This window comes from Achromobacter sp., from assembly GCF_032113835.1.
Taxonomy (GTDB): domain Bacteria; phylum Pseudomonadota; class Gammaproteobacteria; order Burkholderiales; family Burkholderiaceae_B; genus Achromobacter.
Map to the genome: position 1 here is coordinate 62876 of NZ_DAMCTG010000014.1, position 19880 is coordinate 82755.

The following is a 19880-nucleotide window of genomic DNA, read 5'->3' on the forward strand; positions in this document are numbered from 1 at the left end:
TAATTTATTTTCCGAGCTACGTAGAACCATGAGCCAAACCGCCACGAATTCCGCGTCCGAAACCCTGGGGTTCCAGGCCGAGGTGAAGCAACTGCTTCATCTGATGATCCATTCGCTGTACAGCAACAAGGAAATCTTCCTGCGCGAGCTGGTGTCGAACGCGTCGGACGCCTGCGACAAGCTGCGCTTCGAAGCCATCGACCAGCCGGAACTCCTGGAAGGCAACGGCGAACTGGCCATCACGGTCAGCTATGACAAGGCCGCCCGCACCATCACGATCTCCGACAACGGCATCGGCCTGTCGCGCGAAGAGGCGGTGGCCAACCTGGGCACGATCGCCCGCTCCGGCACGCGCGAGTTCTTCTCGCAGCTGACCGGCGACAAGCAAAAGGATGCGCAGCTCATCGGCCAATTCGGCGTGGGCTTTTATTCGTCGTTCATCGTGGCGGACAAGGTGACGGTGGTGAGCCGCCGCGCCGGTTCCACGGACGCGATCCAATGGGAATCCGACGGTCAGGGCGAGTTCACGATTGCCGCCGCTGAAAAGGCCAGCCGCGGCACGGACGTGACGCTGCACCTGCGCGCGGACGAGGACGAACTCCTGAACGGCTGGAAACTGCGCGAGATCCTGCGCCGCTATTCCGACCACATCTCGCTGCCGATCCGCATGGCCAAGGAAGAGTGGGATCAAGAGAAGGGCGAGCAGGTCAAGACCGACGAACTGGAAACGGTGAACCAGGCGAACGCGCTGTGGGCCCGCAACAAGTCCGAGGTGACGGAAGAGCAGTACCGCGAGTTCTACAAGACGGTCTCGCACGACTACGACGATCCGCTGGCGTGGACGCACAACCGCGTCGAAGGCCGCAGCGAGTACACGCAGCTTCTGTACGTGCCCAAGCACGCGCCCATGGACATGTGGGACCGCGACGGCCGCCACGGCGTGAAGCTGTACGTGAAGCGCGTCTTCATCATGGACGACGCCGACCAGCTCCTGCCGTCGTACCTGCGCTTCGTGCGCGGCGTGATCGATTCCGCGGACCTGCCGCTGAACGTATCGCGCGAGATCCTGCAGGAAAGCCGCGATGTGCGCGCCATCCGCGAGGGTTCGGCCAAGCGCATCCTGTCGCTGCTGGAAGACCTGGCCGAGAACAAGCCGGAAGACTACGCGACGTTCTGGTCGGAATTCGGCCAGGTGCTGAAGGAAGGCGCGGGCGAGGATTCGGCAAATCTGGAGCGCATCGCCAAGCTGATGCGTTTTGCGTCGACGAATTCCGGCGATCAGGCGCAGACGGTGTCGTTTGCCGACTACGTGTCGCGCATGAAGGAAGGCCAGGACAAGATCTACTACGTCACGGCGGACACGTTCGCCGCGGCCAGCAACAGCCCGCACCTTGAGATCTTCCGCAAGAAGGGCATCGAAGTCTTGCTGCTGTCCGATCGCGTCGACGAGTGGATGCTGTCGTACCTGCGCGAATTTGACGGCAAGTCGCTGGTGTCGGTGGCCAAGGGCGGCCTCGACTTGGCGGAACTGGCCGACGAGGAAGAAAAGAAGCACCAGGCCGAAGTGGCCGAAGACTTCAAGCCGCTGGTCGAGCGCCTGCAAAAGACGCTGGAAGACCAGGTCAAGGAAGTGCGCGTGACGTTGCGTCTGGTGGATTCGCCGGCGTGCGTGGTGGTGGGTCAGAACGAACTCAGCCCGCACTTGTTGCGCATGCTGAAGGCTGCGGGGCAGGAAGCGCCGAATGTTAAGCCGGTGCTGGAGATCAACCCCGAGCATCCGTTGCTGGCGCGTATTCGTGCGGCTGAAGATGGCGAGTTCGATCAGTGGGCGCGTTTGCTGCTCGATCAGGCGCTGCTGGCTGAGGGCGCGCAGATTGCGGACCCGGCGGCGTTCGTGAAGCGGTTGAATGCGCTGCTGCTGAAGTAAGCGGCGGGTTGTGTGAAGAGGGGCGTCCTTGAGGACGCCCTTTTTCGTTGGCTCCCGGATTCCCGAGCGGGAATTTATTCCGGTAAACCATGCGTTAGAAGCCAAATTATTACCGATCGGTAATATGCGCTGGTTTTGTTCCAATGTTTGCCGAAAAATTCCCGATCGGGAATATTTCGATGCCAATCTCCCAAAATCTGGCTAAACTTCCCGAACGGTAAAAACGGAGGTCGCTATGGGATCAAAAGTCGACGCCTTTCCAGTAACGGTGCAGTCATCGTCCGAGTTGGGCGAATTGGTGAAAACCGTCCGGCGTTCTCAAGGTTTGCTGCAAGCGGATCTGGCCGGGTTATCCGGTACGGGCAATCGCTTCGTGGTGGATCTCGAGCGGGGCAAGCCCACGCTGCAATTGCAGAAGGTGCTGGATACGCTGGACCTGCTCGGCCTGGAAGTGCAGATCGTGCCCAAGCGCGCGAGGCTCCCATGATCAAGGCGGACGCACTCGATCTCTATCAGGATGGCCACAAAGTCGGGCGGCTGTTCGATGAGCAGCCGTTGCGCTTTGTTTATGACGACGCATGGCTGAGCCATCGGGACGCGCGTCCGATCTCGCCATCGATACCGCTTCTGCATGGCGACCAATCAAGCGAAGCCGTTCACGCCTTCTTCGAAAACCTGCTGCCCGAAGGTCACGTGCGCAAGTTCCTGCAGGCCAGCCGGCATGCGACGACGGTGTTCGGACTGCTGCGCAGCGTGGGCGGCGACACCGCCAGCGGGTTGACGATATTGCCGCAAGGGGAAGCGCCCAAGCCCGCTCATTATCGGCCCGTCACTTGGACGGACATTGCCGCGCGCCTGAAGCAAACGGGCGTGCCGGCGCTGGTAGCCGAGAACGAGGAAGGAACCCGGATTTCGCTGGCCGGTGCGCAAGACAAACTTCTGCTGACCGTATTGCCCGACGGATCGCCCGCGCTGCCCGAAGGCGCGGCGCCGTCCACGCACATCCTCAAGCCGGATATCCGCGGACTGGATGGTGTGTGGGCATCGGCGCTGAACGAGACGCTGGTCATGCAACTGGCGGCAAGACTTGGCTTGGGGGTGGCGCAAGCCGGTTATCAACCGGACACACGCGCATGTCTGATTCAGCGCTATGACCGTGTACCGGATGGACAAGGCGGCTTGCAACGGTTGCATCAACTGGATCTATGCCAGCTGGCGGGCAAGCCCTCGAACGTGAAGTACGAATCGGATGGTGGTCCGACGTTGGCGGATTGCCGCAAGCTGCTGGCAGCCACGGGTGTCGGGGGCTCGGACGTAAAGCGTTTTCTGCAGTGGATTCTGTTCAATCTGATGGTGGGCAACAACGACAGCCATGCGAAGAATTTGTCGGTGCTCCTGAACGACGACGGGAAGTACGTCCTGGCGCCGTTCTATGACCTGATGTGCACGGCTATTTATCCGGGGTTGAGCGCGCGATTCGCGTTTGCCATTGGCGGGGAAGACAAACCGGGCGCCATTGGCAAGGGGCAACTGGATGCCATGGCGATCGAGCTGGGTTTCAATCCGCGCTATGTCGCTACGGTGGCGAAATCTCTTGTTGGAGCATTGCCGGATGCGATGGCGCAGGTAAAGGCCGGCTTGTGGGACGTGGCACGGTTGGGCACCGAACGGACGCTTCTGGAGCGACTGGCGCAATGGATCACATCGAACACGCGCAGGCACGCAAAGCGCTGGGGACTGCAAACCTGAAGACGCGTCCGAGGGCGGATCGTGCCCCAACGGATTAATGACCTGAAGTCAAAAGTGTTTGCCCGCCAAATGGCTTTTTCTGCAAGTATCCGGCCGTCATACTGCAGCCCTGTCTATCCGATGCGCCGGCCATGTCAGGCCGGGCGCGCCCCGGGAGCTCCCCGCCGGCGCCATCGAACCCAAGGAACTTGCATGAATCCCCAAGAAACCCAGCCGGTGAAGGCCGGCCCGCCGTTGTTGGCGCTCGCCGTCGGTGCATTTGGCATCGGCGTGACCGAGTTTTCTCCCATGGGCCTGTTGCCCGTCATCGCCGAGGGGGTGAACGTGTCCATCCCCAGCGCCGGCATGCTGGTCAGCGCCTACGCGATCGGCGTGATGGTCGGCGCGCCGCTGATGACGTTGGCGTTCTCGCGCTGGTCGCGGCGCAAGGCGCTGATCCTGTTGATGGCGATCTTCACCATCGGCAACATCCTGTCGGCGCTGTCGCCCAACTACACGACGCTGCTGCTGGCCCGCCTGGTGACCAGCCTGAACCATGGCGCGTTCTTTGGCCTGGGCTCGCTGGTGGCCGCGAGCGTGGTTCCGCGTCACAAGCAGGCCAGTGCGGTGGCGACGATGTTCATGGGCCTGACCATTGCCAACGTGGGCGGCGTGCCGGCTGCGACGTGGCTGGGTCAGACGATCGGCTGGCGGATGTCGTTCTTTGCGACGGCGGTGCTGGGCCTGATTGCAATGCTGTCGCTGTGGTTCGCGCTGCCGGCGGGCGAGGCGGGCCGGCGTCCCAACGTGCGTCATGAACTGGCCGTGCTGCGCAGCCCTGCGGTATTGCTGGCGCTGTTGACGACGGTGCTGGGCGCGGGCGCGATGTTCACGCTGTACACGTACATCGCCCCGACGCTGGCCGAAATTACCGGCGCGTCCCCGGCGTTCGTGACGGGCATGCTGGTGCTGATCGGCCTGGGCTTTACGTTGGGCAATGGCGTCGGCGGACGCATGGCCGACCGCTCGCTGGACGGCACGCTGATTTTCTTCCTGGTGCTGGTCATCGTGGACCTGCTGGCATTCCCGTGGCTGGCGTCCACGCCGGTCGGCGCGGCAGTAGCGCTGCTGATCTTCGGCGTCGCGACGTTCGCGGTGGTGCCGCCCCTGCAAATGGGCGTGATGCGCGCCGCGACCGATGCGCCGGGGCTGGCCTCGTCGATGAACGTGGGCGCGTTCAACCTGGGCAACGCGGTGGGCGCGGCGGCCGGGGGCGCGGTGATCTCGGCGGGCATGGGCTACGCGGCGGTGCCGATTGCCGGCGCGGTGATCGCGACGGCGGGACTGGGGCTGGTGCTGGTGCAGCGCGCCGGGAACGTGCGCCGGCGCAAGCTGGCGGTGCAGGGCTGCTGAGGCTCGGCCTGCGATTCGCCCCACATGAAAAAAGGGCGTCCCGCAGGACGCCCCTTCATTCAAAGCCGGAGTTCAAATCCAGGCCAAGCCATCAAGCCTCGATCCGCTCCACCTTCCCAACTAGCAGGATGTACGACAGCGCGCCCAGCAACGCCAGCGACGACACGTACACAATCGCCGGCGCAAAGCTGTCCTTGGACACCAGCAAGCCAATCACGATGGGCGTGCAGATCGACGACAGGTTGCCGACGAAGTTGAACACGCCGCCGGTCAGGCCCAGGAGGCGAACCGGCGCCAGCGTGGATACCAGCGACCACGTGATCGACGCCAGGCCGTTGCCAAAGAACGCCACGGCGAGGAAGAAGATGACCCACGGCGTGGAGTCCGTGAAGTTCGCGCCGATCATGGACGTGGAGATCAGCAGGCCCAGGATGATGGGCAGCTTGCGCGCCAGGCCGACGGTGGCGCCGCGGCGGATCAGGAAGTCGGACAGCACGCCCGAGCACAGCACGCCGATGAAGGCGGCCAGAAAGGGCACGGACGCCAGGAAGCCGGACTTGATGAAGTCCATGCCGCGGTACTTGACCAGGTACGTGGGGAACCAGGTCAGGAAGAACCACAGCGTGGAGGTCAGGCAGAACTGGCCGAGGTACACGCCCCACAGCTTGCGCTTGCTCATGACCAGGCCCAGGTCGTTCCAGTTGAACGGGGCCTTCTTTTCGCGCACGCGCGTGTCCAGGTCGACGACGCCGCCGCCTTGCTGGATCAGTTCGATCTCCGCTGCGTTGGCGCCCTTGAACTGGCGCGGCTCGCGGTAGATCATGAACCACAGCACGCCCCAGATGATGCCCAGGAGGCCGGTGCTGACGAACACCATGTGCCAGCCGTAGTGGTGCTGCAGCCAGGCCAGCACGGGCGTCAGGAACGCCAGGCCGACGAACTGGCCCGACGTGTAGAAGCCGATCGCGGTGGCGCGTTCGCGTTCCGGGAACCAGGTGGTGACGACGCGGTTGTTGATGGGGTAGGCCGGGGCTTCCAGCGCGCCCACGGCCAGGCGCAGGACGAACAGGATGACGAAGCTGCCGGCAAAGCCCATGAAGAACGTGGCCGCGGACCACAGGATCAGCGCGGCGGCGTACAGCACGCGGGGTGACACGCGGTCCACCAGCCAGCCGCCGGGGATCTGCATGGCGGCGTAGGTCCAGCCGAAGGCCGACAGGATCAGGCCTTCATGCCAGGTGTCCAGGCCGAACTCGTCCTTCAGGGCGGGCGCGGCGATGGACAGGTTGCTGCGGTCAAGGTAGTTGATGACGACGGTGATGAACAGCATCACCATGATGATGTAGCGGCTGCGGGTGGGGCGCTGAGCGCTCTGCAGGCCGGCTTGGGCGGCGGTGGACAATGGTGTCTCCTCTCTCTTTTATCGGCTTACCATTCGGCGAAGCTGCCATCGGCGTGACGCCAGATGGGATTGCGCCAGCGGTGGCCCACTGCCGCGCGTTCTTTGACGTATTCCTCGTTCACTTCGATGCCCAGGCCCGGCCCTTGCGGGATCGCGACCATGCCGTCCTCGTAGGCGAAGACCTCGCGGTTGCTGACATAGTCGAGCAGGTCGTTGGCGGCGTTGTAATGGATGCCCAGGCTCTGTTCCTGGATGAACGCGTTGTAGCAGCCGGCGTCGATCTGCAGGCAGGTGGCCAGCGCGATGGGGCCGAGCGGGCAGTGCAGGGCCAGCGCGACGTCATAGGCTTCGGCCATCGCGGCGATCTTGCGCGTTTCGGTGATGCCGCCGGCGTGCGACGGGTCGGGCTGGATGATGTCGACGTAGCCTTCGGACAGCACACGCTTGAAGTCCCAGCGCGAGAACAGGCGTTCGCCCAGCGCGATCGGCGTGGACGTCAGCGGCGCAAGTTCCTTCAGCGCTTCGTAGTGTTCGCTCAGCACGGGTTCTTCGATGAACATGAGCTTGAACGGATCAAGTTCCTTCATCAGCACCTTGGCCATGGGCTTGTGCACGCGGCCGTGGAAGTCGACGCCGATGCCCACGTTGGGGCCGACGGCGTCGCGCACGGCGGCGACGTTCTCCAGGCATTTTTCAACCTTGTCGAACGAGTCGATGTACTGCAGCTCTTCGGTGCCGTTCATCTTGACGGCGGTGAAGCCGCGCTCGACGGCGCTCTTGGCGGCCGCGGCGGTGTCGGCGGGACGGTCGCCGCCGATCCACGAGTACACGCGGATGCGGTCGCGCACGTTGCCGCCCAGCAGTTGCGACACGGGCACGCCAAGGTGCTTGCCCTTGATGTCCCACAGCGCCTGGTCGATGCCGGCCAGCGCGCTCATGTGGATGGCGCCGCCGCGGTAGAAGCCGCCGCGGTACAGGACCGTCCAGTGGTCTTCGATGTTGCGGGGATCCTTGCCGATCAGGTAGTCGGACAGTTCTTCGACGGCGGCGGCAACGGAGTGCGCGCGGCCTTCGACGACGGGTTCGCCCCAGCCGACGATGCCTTCGTCCGTTTCAATCTTCAGGAAGCACCACCGGGGCGGCACGATGTAGGTGGTGAGCTTGGTGATCTTCATGCTTGTGTCTCCTGGGCAGGATAGGCGCGTTGCCAGGCCGCGACGAATGCGCGTGCGTTCTGGCCGGTTGCTTCGGCCGACAGGCCGGGTTTGTACAAGGCGGAGCCCAGGCCGAAGCCGCTGGCGCCCGCCTGGGCGTAATTCGAAAGGTTGTCGGGCGTGATGCCGCCCACGGGAACCAGTGCGATCGGCAGGCGCATCACCGCGCGCCAGGCCTTGAGCACGGCCGGGCCGAGCTGCTCGGCCGGAAACATCTTCAACACGTCGGCGCCCGCAGCCAGCGCGGCAAAGGCTTCGGTGGGCGTGGCGACGCCAGGGCACGACGCCATGCCCAGCTTCTTGGCTTGGCGGATGACGGCCGGGTCGCTGTGCGGCATGACGATGAGTTCGCCGCCGGCCTGCTGGACGCGCGCGCAGTCGTCGGGATTGAGGACGGTGCCGGCGCCGATGAGGCAGTCGGTGGGCAGCGCGGCGCGCATGGCGCGGATGCTGTCCAGCGGATCCGGAGAATTCAGCGGCACTTCGATCAGGCGGAAGCCTGCGTCGTACAGCGCTTGCCCGACGGACTCGGCTTCGGCAGGGGTGATGCCGCGCAGGATGGCGATCAGGCCGCAGTGGGCCATGGCGGTTTGCAGACCGGGATGGTTCATCGAAGATTCCTAGGCGGAGAGCGGGGTGGAAGAGGAGACGAGCCCGGCGCAGATGGCCAGATGCCACAGGCCGCGCTCGGTGGCGTTCTGCGCCTGCTCGGGCGTGCCCAGTCCGTAATGCTGCATGGCCAGGATGTAGCGCTTGCACAGCGCGGGCTCGCCGCACAGCACGATGCGGGGCAGTTCGCCCTGCTGGCGCAGCATTTCGGCCAGCGCGGCGACTTCATGGCCGATCAAGAGGCCCGACAGGTAGTCGGCCTGCGATTCAGGCGCGAGTTCGCCGGTCAGGCCCAGCGCGCGCGTGCTGAAGATGGTGGACATCACGCCGGCCCGGCCGGCGGGCGCGCCCGCAACCTTGACGCCGCGTTCGAAGGCGGCCATGTCGGCATTGGGGGCGTCGGCCATCGTGCGGCCGAGGATGGTGTGGCCACGCAGCGCCGCGTAGACCTCGCCGGTCATGAAAGTGTCGAAGTGGGTGACGCGGCCGCGGCGCGCGTTGACCCATTTGGAGTGCGTGCCGGGCAACCCGATGAGCACGCTGTCGGCGTTGGCGCTGGCCTCGTCGGCCATTACGCCGAAGACCTGGGTCTCTTCGCCGCGCATCACGTTGGGCAGGCCGTGGCGCTGGATGAGGCCGGGCACGATGTGAACGGGGGTGCCGCCGGGGCGCTCCACCACCGTCAGCAGCGTGCCGATGCGTTCCAGGTCGACGGGTACGTCCAGGTAGGCCGCTTCCTTCCAACCCTGCGCGCTGCCGACCATGCCGCAGGCGATGACGGGCAGGGCGGGTTCCGCGCGCAGCCAGTCGCCGCATGCCTGTTCAAAAGCGAGTTCAAAGCCGGACAACGTGGTGGTGGCGGCGCCGTCCTGCAGCGGCTGCGGCAGGCGCATGATGCCCCAGGGCAGATGGCGCGTATCGAGCGTGCGGCCCGTGGCATCCAGGCGGTAGGCGCGCAGTGAAGAGGTGCCCCAATCCAGCGCGATGAGAGCCGCACGGGCGGGCGATCCGGTATTCATCAGAGTCTGTCTCGTCTCTGTCCGCGCATCCGGCTGCCGGCATGGCGCCGTGATGGCGCGTGGGACTAGCGGAGAGGGCGCGGACCTTGTTGTCTGAAATCTGCCGTGTGCGCGCGGAAGACGCGCAGCGCACGATGGCAAAAATTCTAGTTCAGCGCTTGAAAAATCTCAAAATATAGAATTAAATCCCACATACAGGGAATATTCCGCCACCGCACCGCAACATGACCGCCACTACGCTGCCCCCCGAGAAACCGTCCGCGCTTGACCCCGATGCCGCGGCACCCGCAGGCACGCAGACACTGATGCGCGGTCTTGCCGTCGTGCAGGCCGTGGCCGATGGCGCACGCGACTTGAAGGAAATCTGCGCCCGCATCGGCGTGGCGCGCAGCACCACGCACCGGCTGGCAAGCTGCCTGGTGCAAGAGCGCTATCTGCGCGCGTTGCCGGGTGTGGGTTACGTGCTGGGACCCAAGCTGATCGAGCTGGGTTTCCAGGCGCGCGAGGCCTTTCCGCTGGCGACGCTGGCGCGTCCCTATCTGGACAGCCTGGCCGACATGACCGGCGACACGATTCATCTGGCAGTGCGCGACAACAACGACGTGCTGTACCTGGAAAAAATCCCGGGCAAGAAGGGATTGGAAATGCGATCGCGGGTGGGCCACCGCATGCCGCTCGCCGCGACCGGCGTGGGCAAGGCGTTGCTGCTGGACGCGGACGAGCCGCAGTGGAAGGCGCTGCATCGCGTCGGCGCACCGGTGTCGTCGCGCGCACTCGGCGGACAGCAAGGCTGGGAGGCATTCCGCGACCGCATGCGCGATTACGCGTCGCAGGGCTACGCGTTCGACCTGGAAGACAACGAGCCGTCGATCCGCTGCGTGGCGGCGCCCGTGCGCGACGCCTCCAGCGGCATCGTCGCCGCCATCAGCGTGTCGAGCACCGTGCCTTATATGTCGCTGGAGCGCATGCGCGAGATGGTGCCGGTGGTGCAGGGTGCCGCTGCGGGGATATCGGCCGAGATGGGATGGAAGGTTGAGCGGAGTTGAGGGCTACTCAGGGTGATGATCCCGGACCGCGTGACCTTCGACCCGCGCTTTCGAGCCGCTGGCGAGCAGACGGGCGCCGCACGCCGTCTTCATGCCGTGCAGCGCAACCGGGACGCCATCGACTTTGTACGTAGGGCTTCCCTCCACGATGGGGAAGACGCCCTTGCACTTGGGGCATGAGACTTGATGGCCGACGCCGGCCATGGGTCTGCCGTTGAGGTTGGTGTGCGGGAACCCCTCCAGCACCGACCCGCCGTGGTCGGTGCTGTCGTCTTTGCGGATGATTTCTGGCATTTGTTTGGAGCCTGCGTTATAGCGCTTTGACCAGACGCCAGGTAACCACCTGCCCGTTCACGTGCGGCAAGATCTCGTTGTGCATGAACGTCTGTCTTCCCTGTGACGGATCCTCCTCGCAGATCCAGATGCCAGGCCATGGGCAAGGTGTGCCCGAGGGCATGCGCAGGAAGTGACGCTCCTCTGCTTTGACGTTGCCCGCCTCGTCGATTACGGCCTTGATTTCCTGCGGCGTATCGAAGCGGCGCAGCCAGAGGTTGCTGGTCAGCGGATTGAAGCGGACCTCGCCGGCGATGGAGCCGTAGTGCAGTGATCTGATGTCTTGCACGCGCAATGAACGGATGGCCTTGTTGACCTTTACGTACAGCTCGGGGGTGGGGTCTGTCTCGGCTTTGCCGAGTGCGGGCCAATCGCCTGCACGGATGGCGGTGCCCCATTCGTAAGGGAGGAGCGCGATGCGTTTGTCGTTGAGCTTGGTCTTCAATTCTTCCGGCGTGCCCAACGTGGCGATCCAGTGATGGGCTAGGAACGTGTACCAGTTGAGATTCTTGTAGCCCTCGCGCAAGTTCTTCTTTCCGGTCGGTCCACAGACGTCTACCCCTCGATATGCCCAGGCTGTCTCGTGTTCGAGAGTTTGGTAGTCCTCCCAATCGTGGCACTCCTGAATCCCAAGTCCTGCCGCACCATGAAGAGGACGAAGCAATGCACAGCACTGCAACAAGAAATCCTCGAATCGAGCTTTCCCTTCGCCCGCAAGCTCTTCTATAGGCAAATACACCCTTACCGTGGTGAGAGGTTTGTGAACTTGCTCATACCATCCGGCAGGAGAATAGACCCCAAACATATAGTCACTGACATGCCCCAGACTTAACTTGGACATGCATTTGAACTCGACGACTCCCATGGGACTGGTGTCCACGATGTAGTCTCGATAGGCCACAAAGTCCATTTTGGCAAAAGGTCGGACGATCATGCGCTTATCTTCGCGATAACCGCCCTTGAGTTTGTCTCCATAGATCTCGTAGTAGAGCGAGAATGCCTCCGCGATGCCTTTGCGGCGAACCGGCAGATAGGCGTCAACGAGATGAAAGATTGCAACGATCCCGACCTGCTGGACGAGTGATGTGTTGTCGGCCTCATCTGCAAAGGTGAAGTACCAGCGTTCGGCGTCGAACTCCTTAAAGAAATCGGTCATTTTTTCGTCTCCGGCGCGTCGGGCCAGAACAGATACAGCTGTTCTGTGCGCGGTTGGTGTCGTTGGCTGGCTTCCCATTCCTGATAGGCCTGCCATTGGCGTTGAAACTCGGGAGTTAGTACAGGCGCGGAACTGCCGTCTTCGGATTGTGCATATGCCACAGCGGCTCCTGTTGAACCAGTTCCTCCGATGAGACGGCCCCAGCCGACTAGGCGGCCGTAGTGCACCACTCTTGGACCTGCGCTGGCGGTCAGCGTTGAACCGGGGATCGCTGCACTGCCTCCAGCGACCGCTGCCATGCCGGCGCCGATACCTGCCGCGCCTGCAAATAAGAACGGGGCGACAAGCGAAATCTCGATTTGCGCTCGCGCCTGCGCGGCCCGCCCATTGGCCTCTCGGATGTCGGGGCCGGCGCTCATCACTGGGGTTCCCGGTGGCGGCGGACTGACTTCAAGAACCTGCCGAGCAGCTTGGTGTTCGGCATCGATCAGCCCAACGACCAACCCGTGTGGATCGGCCGAAGCTCTCAAGGGGAGCGACATGACTTGCGACACGGGTTTATAGACCGGTTCGTTCTCGGCAGCGGTCATCCACTCGCGACGCTGACGCCTGTCGGCTCCGTTGCACCGGTCGGTATGGAGGAGGCGAAATTTTTCGCTATGGCCTGCGATGTACTCGTAAGCAAACTTCTGTTCTTTTGTCAGCGAGTCCGATCCGAACTTCATTTCAATAACGCTGGCCAGATTCGGCTGACTGTATTGCGGCGCACCTCCCAACGTGTGGTTGATGACCCGAACAACGTCGGGAATCCGCATCGGGCTTGTCGGCGGTTTCTGAATATCCCGCCAAATTCCGGTTTCGACATCCGAAGGTAACGGCACCGGAATTATTTGCTCTAGCTCCTTCAGCCCCAACAGGTCCACCACGACCTCAAGACTGCTGTACTGTGGAAACAGCCGACTGCTGATCCGCTTGTATTGAGACAACGGGAACGAACTAGGCCGATGCGGTTGCCTTTTGCTCATGATCGGCGCCGGAGGCGTCTTCGTCATGTCGTAGCCGACTTCGGCGCAGTACGGCCAGCGATACTCAAATAGCTCGTTGTCCGCCCGGATCATCAACGCGACTGTGCGTTGGTACATGGGCGCTTCATCGCTGGCACGCCGGTACGGATTGGCGCTGGCATAGCGTGCCTTCTCGCATAGGTACCAGAGATCAAGCGGATTGGTCACGGGCAGCACTTGGCCCGATGCGTCAGGTTTGGTCGAGCCCCGGGCGCTTCCGCCGGGATTCTTTGGCCCGGGGCGTACAGATTGGGTGGCCATGGTTAAGCCTTCCTTCTTCTTGGGGTTGCTGATGAGTTGCACAGGGCTATGTTTGTCGGTGCGCTTACGCACGGACGTGTAGATGGGTCCCTACAACGCTTTGACCAGACGCCAGGTGACCACCTGCCCGTTCACGTCCGGCAAGATCTCGTTGTGCATGAACGTCTGTCTTCCTTGTGACGGATCCTCCTCGCAGATCCAGATGCCAGGCCATGGACAAGGTGTGCCCGAGGGCATGCGCAGGAAGTGACGCTCCTCTGCTTTGACGTTGCCCGCCTCGTCGATTACGGCCTTGATTTCCTGCGGCGTATCGAAGCGGCGCAGCCAGAGGTTGCTGGTCAGCGGGTTAAAGCGAACCTCGCCGGCGATGGAGCCGTAGTGCAGCGATCCGATGTCTTGCACGCGCAATGATCGGATGGCGTTGTTGACCTTCACATACAGTTCGGGAACGGGGTCTGTTTCGGCTTTTCCGAGTGCAGGCCAATCACCTGCGCGGATGGCGGTTCCCCATTTGTAGGGAAGGAGCGCGATGCGATCGTCATTGAGCTTGGCCTTCAATTCTTCCGGCGTGCCCAACGTGGCAATCCAGTGGTGGGCCAGGAAGGTGTACCAGTTGAGATTGGAGTAGCCTTCGCGCCATGCTTCGTTTCCTGTCGGACTGCACACATCCACTCCCCTGTATGCCCAAGCTGTTTCGTATTCGATGGTCTGGTAGTCCTCCCAATCGTGGCATCCTTGAATGCCCAACCCGGCCGCGCCATGAAGAGGGCGAAGCAGCGCACAACATTGCAGTAGGAACCTTTCGAGCTTTTGCTTGCCTTCCCCTGCAAGTTCTTCAATTGGCAGATAAATGCGAACGGTGGTGAGTGCTTTGTGTATCTGCTCGATCCAACCGGCTGGAGAGTAGACGCCGAACATATAGTCGCTGACATGTCCGAGGCTCAATCTGGACATGCAATCGAATTCGACGACCTTCATCGGACTGGTGTTCACGATGTAGTCTCGATAGGCTTCAAAGCCCATTTTGGCGAAGGGTCGGACGATCATGCGCTTATCTTCGCGATAACCGCCCTTGAGCTTGTCTCCATAGAGTTCGTGGTAAAGCGAGAATGCCTCCGCGATGCCTTTGCGGCGAACTGGTAAATAGGCGTCCACGAGATGAAAGACTGCAACGATCCCGACTTGCTGGACGAGTAATGTGTTGTCGTCCTCATCGGCGAAGGTGAAGTACCACCGTTCGGCGTCGAACTCATTGAAGAAATCGGTCATTTTTTCGTCTCCGGCGCGTCGGGCCAGAACAGATAAAGCTGTTCCGTGCGCGGCTGGTATCGTTGGCTGACTTCCCATTCCTGATAGGCCTGCCATTGGCGTTGAAGTTCGGGAATCAGTACAGGTGCGGAGCTGCCGTCTTCTGATTGTGCATATGCCACAGCGGCTCCTGCTGAACCAGTTCCTCCCATGAGACGGCCCCAGCCGACAAGGCGGCCGTAGTGCACCACTCTTGGGCCCGCTCTTGCAGTCAGCGTTGAGCCGGGGATCGCTGCACTGCCTCCAGCGACCGTTGCCATGCCGGCGCCGATACCTGCTGCGCCTACAAATAGGAACGGCGCGGCAAGCGCTATCTCGATTTGCGCTCGCGCCTGAGCGGCCCGCCTATTGGCCTCTCGAATGTCGGGGCCGGCTCTCATCACTGGGTTTCCTGGAGGCGGCGGACTGATTTCAAGGATTTGCCGTGCAGCTTGGTGTTCGGCATCAATCAGCCCGACGACCAACCCGTGTGGATCGGCCGAAGCTCTTAAGGGGAGCGACATGACTTGTGACACGGGTCTATAGACCGGTTCGTTCTGGGCAGCGGTCATCCATTCGCGACGCTGGTGCCTGTCGGCTGTATTGCATCGTTCGGTATGAAGCAATCGAAACTTGAGTCTGTCGCCGGCGATTCTTTCGTAGGCCCATTTCTGATCTTTAGAGAGTGAATCCGCGCCGAATTTCATCTCGATCACACTTGCCAGATTGGACTGACTGTATTGAGGTTCTCCCCCCAATGCGTGGTTGATGATCCTGATGACATCGGGAATTCGCAACGGGCTTTCTCTTCTTACATGAATATCTTGCCAAATCCCTTCCTCGATGTTCGACGGCAACGGCACCGGAAGCATCTCTTCGAGCTCTTCCAAACTTAGTAGGTCCACCACAACCTCAAGACTGCTGTACTGCGGAAATTGCCGGCTGCTGATGCGCTTGTATTGGGAAAGCGGAAAGGAACTCGGCCGATGCGGATGTTTCCTGCTCATGATCGGCGCCGGGGGCGTCTTCGTCATGTCATAGCCAACCTCGGCACAGTACGGCCAGCGATACTCAAATAGCTCGTTATCCGCCCGAATCATCAACGCGACTGTGCGTTGGTACATGGGCGCTTCATCGCTGGCACGCTGGTACGGATTGGCGCTGGCATAACGTGCCTTCTCGCATAGGTACCAAAGGTCAAGCGGATTGGTCACGGGCAGCACCTGGCCCGATGCGTCAGGTTTGGTCGAGCCTCGGGCGCTTCCGCCGGGATTCTTTGGCCCGGTACGTACGTTCTGGGTGGCCATGGTTCAGCCTTCCTCCTTGATGGGATTGCGGATGAATCGGGGGATGTGTGAGTCGGTGCGCGTACGCCTGGACCTATAGCTGTATCCCTACCACGCTTTGACCAGACGCCAGGTGACCACCTGCCCGTTCACGTCCGGCAAGATCTCGTTGTGCATGAACGTCTGTCTTCCTTGTGACGGATCCTCCTCGCAGATCCAGATGCCAGGCCATGGACAAGGTGTGCCCGAGGGCATGCGCAGGAAGTGACGCTCCTCTGCTTTGACGTTGCCCGCCTCGTCGATCACGGCCTTGATTTCCTGCGGCGTATCGAAGCGTCGCAGCCAGAGGTTGCTGGTCAGCGGATTGAAGCGAACCTCGCCTGCGATGGAGCCGTAGTGCAGTGATCCGATGTCTTGCACGCGCAATGAACGGATGGCGTTGTTGACCTTTACGTACAGTTCGGGAGCGGGGTCTGTCTCGGCTTTGCCGAGTGCAGGCCAATCACCTGCGCGGATGGCGGTTCCCCATTTGTAGGGGAGGAGCGCGATCCGTTCGTCGTTCAGTTTGGCCTTCAACTCTTCGGGCGTGCCTAGGGTGGCAATCCAGTGATGGGCCAGGAAGGTGTACCAGTTGAGATTTTTGTAGCCCTCGCGCAAGTTTTTCTTTTCGGACGGTCCACATAGATCTACTCCTCTGTATGCCCACGCAGTCTCGTGTTCAAGGGTTTGATAGTCCTCCCAATCGTGGCATTCCTGAATCCCGAGTCCGGCAGCGCCATGGAGAGGACGAAGCAATTCGCAGCACTTCAATAGGAAGCTCTCGAATCGTGCTCTCCCTTCGCCAACAAGTTCTTCCACCGGTAGGTAGACCCGTACAGTCGTAAGCCTTTTATGGACTTGCTCATACCAGCCGGCGGGAGAGAAAACACCAAACATGTAATCGCTCGCGTGCCCCAAGCTGAGCGTGGACATGCAGTCGAACTCGATGACATCCATCGGGCTGGTATCCGCGACGTAGTCCCTATAAGATTCGAAGCCCATCTTGGAGAACGGGCGAACTATCATGCGCTTATCTGCGCGGTATCCACCTTTGAGCTTGTCGCCATAGAGTTCATAGTAGAGAGAAAACGCCTCCGCGATGCCTTTGCGGCGAACCGGTAGATAGGCGTCGACAAGATGAAAAACTGCAACGATCCCGACCTGTTGAACGATGAGTGTGTTGTCGTCTTCATCTGCAAAGGTGAAGTACCAGCGTTCGGCGTCGAACTCCTTAAAGAAATCGGTCATTTTTTCGTCTCCGGCGCGTCGGGCCAGAACAGATACAGCTGTTCTGTGCGCGGTTGGTGTCGTTGGCTGGCTTCCCATTCCTGATAGGCCTGCCATTGGCGTTGAATTTCGGGATTCTGTACGGGCGCGGAGCTGCCGTCTTCTGATTGTGCATAGGCCAGTGCGGCTCCTGCTGAACCAGTCCCTCCGATGAGACGGCTCCAGCTGACAAGGCGGCCGTAGTGCACCACTCTTGGGCCAGCGCTTGCAGTCAGCGTTAAACCGGGGATCGCTGCACTGCCTCCAGCAACCGTTGCCGCGCCGGCGCCGATACCTGCCGCGCCTACGAATAAGAACGGGGCGGCAAGCGAAAGCTCGATCTGCGCTCGCGCCTGAGCGGCCTGCCCATTGGCCTCTCGGATGTCGGGGCCGGCGCTCATCACTGGGGTTCCCGGAGGCGGCGGACTGACTTCAAGAACCTGCCGTGCAGCGCGATGCTCGGCATGATTAGTCCAACCACCAAGCCGTGTGGATTGGCCGAAGCGCGCGAGGGGAGCGACATGACCTGGGACACGGGTTTGTAGACTGGTTCGCTCTGTGCTGCGGTCATCCACTCTCGACGTTGGCGCCGATCTGCTCTGTCGCACCGATCGGTATTGAGCAGGCGAAATCTGTCGCTTTTCCCGGCAATGTCCTCATAAGCTGCCTTTTGCTCTGTTGACAGAGCATCTCTTCCAAACTTCATTTCAATCACACCAGCGAGATTAGGCTGACTGTATTGACGCTCGCCTCCCATCGTGTGGTCGATGACACGCACAACGTCAGGGATCCGCAAGGGGCGTTGCTGGACTACCTGGATATCCTGCCAAATTCCGTTTTCGGCATCTGGGGGCAGCGGCACCGGAATCATTTCCTCAAGCTCATCCAGTCCCAAAATGTCCACCACAACCTCAACGCTGCTGTACTGCGGAAACTGTCGGCTACTGATCCGCTTGTACTGAGACAGCGGAAAGGAACTCGGCCGATGCGGCTGCTTCTTGCTCATGATCGGCGCCGGTGGCGTCTTCGTCATGTCGTAGCCGACTTCGGCGCAGTAAGGCCACCGATACTCAAAGAGTTCGTTATCCGCCCGGATCATCAGCGCAACTGTGCGTTGATACATGGGCGCTTCATCGTTGGCACGCCGGTACGGATTAGCGCTGGCATAGCGCGCTTTCTCGCACAGGTACCAAAGGTCAAGGGGATTAGTGACGGGCAGCACCTGGCCCGACGCGTCAGGTTTGGTTGAGCCCCGACTACTCCCTCCCGGATTCTTCGGCCCGGGACGTACATTTTGGGTGGCCATGATTCAGCCTGTCTCCTATTTGGGATTGCGAAGAAAATCCAGCGAATAGCTCCCACCACCATCCCAATAGCTGGCGTCCAGATGCAAGAGATCATCAGGGTCCGGCATTGCCGAGACTTCCAAAGGTTCTCTTGCGTCGCTGGTGACGACCTGCGTCCGGCCCTGCGCATCGGTTCGTCCGCGTACGATGTCTCCGCTGGCGCGGACGATCTCGTAGGCGTGATCCGGCAGAGCTTTGTTCGTGCTTGCGTCGCGCAGCACGAAGAACTCTTTAAAAGGGCCAGGCAGGCCAGAGAATTGGCCCAGCGTGGGCACCATCGTTCCCGGCCCCGTGAAGTTGTGGCCCGTTGCCTTGACGGTGAAGGCGCCGGGCATCCCCATTTCGATGTTGCCGCCGGCCATCTTGATATACGCGCCGCCACACAACAGGGTGATGTGCGCTTCAGCGGAGACCGTGACATGGTTGTTGTTGGCGCGAACCTCCACGCTCTTGTCGGCGTCGAGATGGATGTTGTTGTGTTGCGCCTGCAAGCGCAGCTGGCCGGTATGCGCGATGTGGCGCATGTCTCCCCGTTGCGCGAACGTGCCCAGGCCGTTGCCGGCGTTGACGACCACGCGTTCACCAGCCGTCAACTGGAGGTTTGCGTGGGCGACTGCATCAAATTGTTCGCCCGCGCCTAATGCAATGGAGAAGGGGGTTCCGGCAGCAATACCGGCGGGAGCAGACAGCGCCATGACGGGCGCCGCGCCTTCGCCGGTCCCGCTGCTCTGGTCGTTGGCGCCATGGCCCAGCTCTCGCACCAACGTGGTCAGGTCGCGGCGCGGCTCGGCGTCGTGAGGGGTTCCTTGATGGTCGCCGGCGTAATTACCCAGGCTGCGGGCGAGTTGTAGCGCTGCCTCCAGGACGGCCACGATTTCTGCGCGATCGAGTTGGCCACCCTGGGCGTTGGTTTGTGTCTCCGTGGTCAACAGCAGGCCTTGCGCCGCGCGCAGCGTTCCGTGCAAATCCGTGCGCAGCTCGAAGCCTTCGCCGCGCGGCGCGCCGCCCTTGGGACGCGGATGGGTCAGATAACCCAGGTGCAGGTGGCTGGCGCCATGATCGTTCATCAGTGCGGCGCTGATCTGAGATGGCGTATCGTCCAGCCGCAGTTCACTGGCTCGGTTGCCTTTGTGCTCCTTGCTCTTGATCGTTGCCAGGTCTTTGAACTTCGGCAGTTCGTAGGGCGGCAACTGCAGGCGGTTGTAGACGCGGCCGGTGATTACGGGTTGGTCCGGGTCCCCGTCGAAATGCGAGACGATTACTTCCTGGCCGATGCGAGGGATGGCCATGTGGCCCCAGGTGGCGCCGGCGATGTTCTGCGATACACGGATCCAGCAGGAGCTGTGTTCATCCTGCCTGCCTTCACGGTCCCAGGGGAATTGGACCTTTACGCGTCCGTATTCGTCGGTAAAGATCTCTTGATTGGGCGGCCCGACGACCACGGCATTCTGTGGCCCGTCGATGCGGGGTTTGGGCAGCGGCTC

18 protein-coding genes are annotated in these 19880 nt (G+C 61.8%); 5 read left to right on the top strand and 13 right to left on the bottom strand.

Translation table 11 applies throughout. From position 1 onward, the window contains the following. Positions 1-28 precede the first annotated feature (28 nt). The 4 genes from htpG to RT697_RS08135 all read left to right on the top strand — a co-directional run bounded on the left by htpG (position 29) and on the right by RT697_RS08135 (position 5068). Positions 29-1927 (top strand): molecular chaperone HtpG, encoded by a 1899-nt coding sequence (htpG, locus tag RT697_RS08120; RefSeq protein WP_175137927.1) that lies wholly within the window; start codon positions 29-31, stop codon positions 1925-1927. Positions 1928-2162: 235 nt separating this feature from the next. Next, complete coding sequence (locus RT697_RS08125) at positions 2163-2414, top strand: type II toxin-antitoxin system Y4mF family antitoxin (RefSeq protein WP_313698012.1); 252 nt, start codon at positions 2163-2165, stop codon at positions 2412-2414. Next, positions 2411-3676: a type II toxin-antitoxin system HipA family toxin gene (locus RT697_RS08130; protein WP_313698013.1), complete on the top strand. Its 1266-nt coding sequence runs from the start codon at positions 2411-2413 to the stop codon at positions 3674-3676. Before RT697_RS08125 ends, RT697_RS08130 begins: the two co-directional genes overlap by 4 nt. 192 nt (positions 3677-3868) lie before the next feature. Then, positions 3869-5068: an MFS transporter gene (locus tag RT697_RS08135; RefSeq protein WP_313698014.1), complete on the top strand. Its 1200-nt coding sequence runs from the start codon at positions 3869-3871 to the stop codon at positions 5066-5068. Between the two features lie 91 nt (positions 5069-5159). Here the strand turns inward: RT697_RS08135 and RT697_RS08140 are convergent, their stop codons facing one another. The 4 genes from RT697_RS08140 to RT697_RS08155 are packed head-to-tail and all read right to left on the bottom strand — an operon-like array spanning position 5160 to position 9312. Next, positions 5160-6470, bottom strand: a complete 1311-nt coding sequence (locus tag RT697_RS08140) for an MFS transporter (protein ID WP_313698015.1) — start codon at positions 6468-6470, stop codon at positions 5160-5162. Between the two features lie 26 nt (positions 6471-6496). Next, entirely contained in the window at positions 6497-7645 is a 1149-nt protein-coding gene (gene dgoD, locus RT697_RS08145) for a galactonate dehydratase (RefSeq protein WP_056559450.1), read from the bottom strand. Beyond that, positions 7642-8295 (bottom strand): 2-dehydro-3-deoxy-6-phosphogalactonate aldolase, encoded by a 654-nt coding sequence (locus RT697_RS08150; RefSeq protein ID WP_313698017.1) that lies wholly within the window; start codon positions 8293-8295, stop codon positions 7642-7644. Before RT697_RS08150 ends, dgoD begins: the two co-directional genes overlap by 4 nt. 9 nt (positions 8296-8304) lie before the next feature. Further along, on the bottom strand, positions 8305-9312 hold the full coding sequence (locus RT697_RS08155) for a 2-dehydro-3-deoxygalactonokinase (protein WP_313698019.1): 1008 nt from the start codon (positions 9310-9312) through the stop codon (positions 8305-8307). A gap of 224 nt (positions 9313-9536) precedes the next feature. Here RT697_RS08155 and RT697_RS08160 point away from each other — a divergent pair, with 224 nt between their 5' ends. Further along, on the top strand, positions 9537-10358 hold the full coding sequence (locus RT697_RS08160) for an IclR family transcriptional regulator (protein ID WP_313698021.1): 822 nt from the start codon (positions 9537-9539) through the stop codon (positions 10356-10358). 3 nt (positions 10359-10361) lie between these two features. Here RT697_RS08160 and RT697_RS08165 read toward each other — a convergent pair whose 3' ends face one another. The 9 genes from RT697_RS08165 to RT697_RS08205 form a co-directional block, all read right to left on the bottom strand. After that, the gene (locus tag RT697_RS08165) at positions 10362-10652 is read right to left on the bottom strand and encodes a PAAR domain-containing protein (RefSeq protein WP_313698023.1); all 291 of its coding nucleotides are present in this window, start codon (positions 10650-10652) and stop codon (positions 10362-10364) included. A 16-nt stretch (positions 10653-10668) separates the two neighbouring features. Then, entirely contained in the window at positions 10669-11847 is a 1179-nt protein-coding gene (locus RT697_RS08170) for a type VI immunity family protein (protein ID WP_313698025.1), read from the bottom strand. Further along, positions 11844-13244, bottom strand: a complete 1401-nt coding sequence (locus RT697_RS08175; protein WP_313698026.1) for a hypothetical protein — start codon at positions 13242-13244, stop codon at positions 11844-11846. The genes RT697_RS08170 and RT697_RS08175 overlap by 4 nt, the downstream gene beginning before the upstream one ends. A gap of 18 nt (positions 13245-13262) precedes the next feature. Beyond that, complete coding sequence (locus RT697_RS08180; RefSeq protein ID WP_313698028.1) at positions 13263-14441, bottom strand: type VI immunity family protein; 1179 nt, start codon at positions 14439-14441, stop codon at positions 13263-13265. Then, the gene (locus RT697_RS08185) at positions 14438-15766 is read right to left on the bottom strand and encodes a hypothetical protein (protein ID WP_313698030.1); all 1329 of its coding nucleotides are present in this window, start codon (positions 15764-15766) and stop codon (positions 14438-14440) included. Before RT697_RS08185 ends, RT697_RS08180 begins: the two co-directional genes overlap by 4 nt. Positions 15767-15853: 87 nt before the next feature. Next, entirely contained in the window at positions 15854-17032 is a 1179-nt protein-coding gene (locus tag RT697_RS08190) for a type VI immunity family protein (RefSeq protein WP_313698032.1), read from the bottom strand. Beyond that, entirely contained in the window at positions 17029-17451 is a 423-nt protein-coding gene (locus RT697_RS08195) for a hypothetical protein (protein ID WP_313698033.1), read from the bottom strand. The genes RT697_RS08190 and RT697_RS08195 overlap by 4 nt, the downstream gene beginning before the upstream one ends. Next, positions 17451-18356, bottom strand: a complete 906-nt coding sequence (locus RT697_RS08200; protein WP_313698035.1) for a hypothetical protein — start codon at positions 18354-18356, stop codon at positions 17451-17453. Before RT697_RS08200 ends, RT697_RS08195 begins: the two co-directional genes overlap by 1 nt. Before the next feature lie 15 nt (positions 18357-18371). Next, positions 18372-19880: DUF2345 domain-containing protein (locus RT697_RS08205; protein WP_313698037.1), on the bottom strand; the 1509-nt coding region annotated here is incomplete at its 5' end.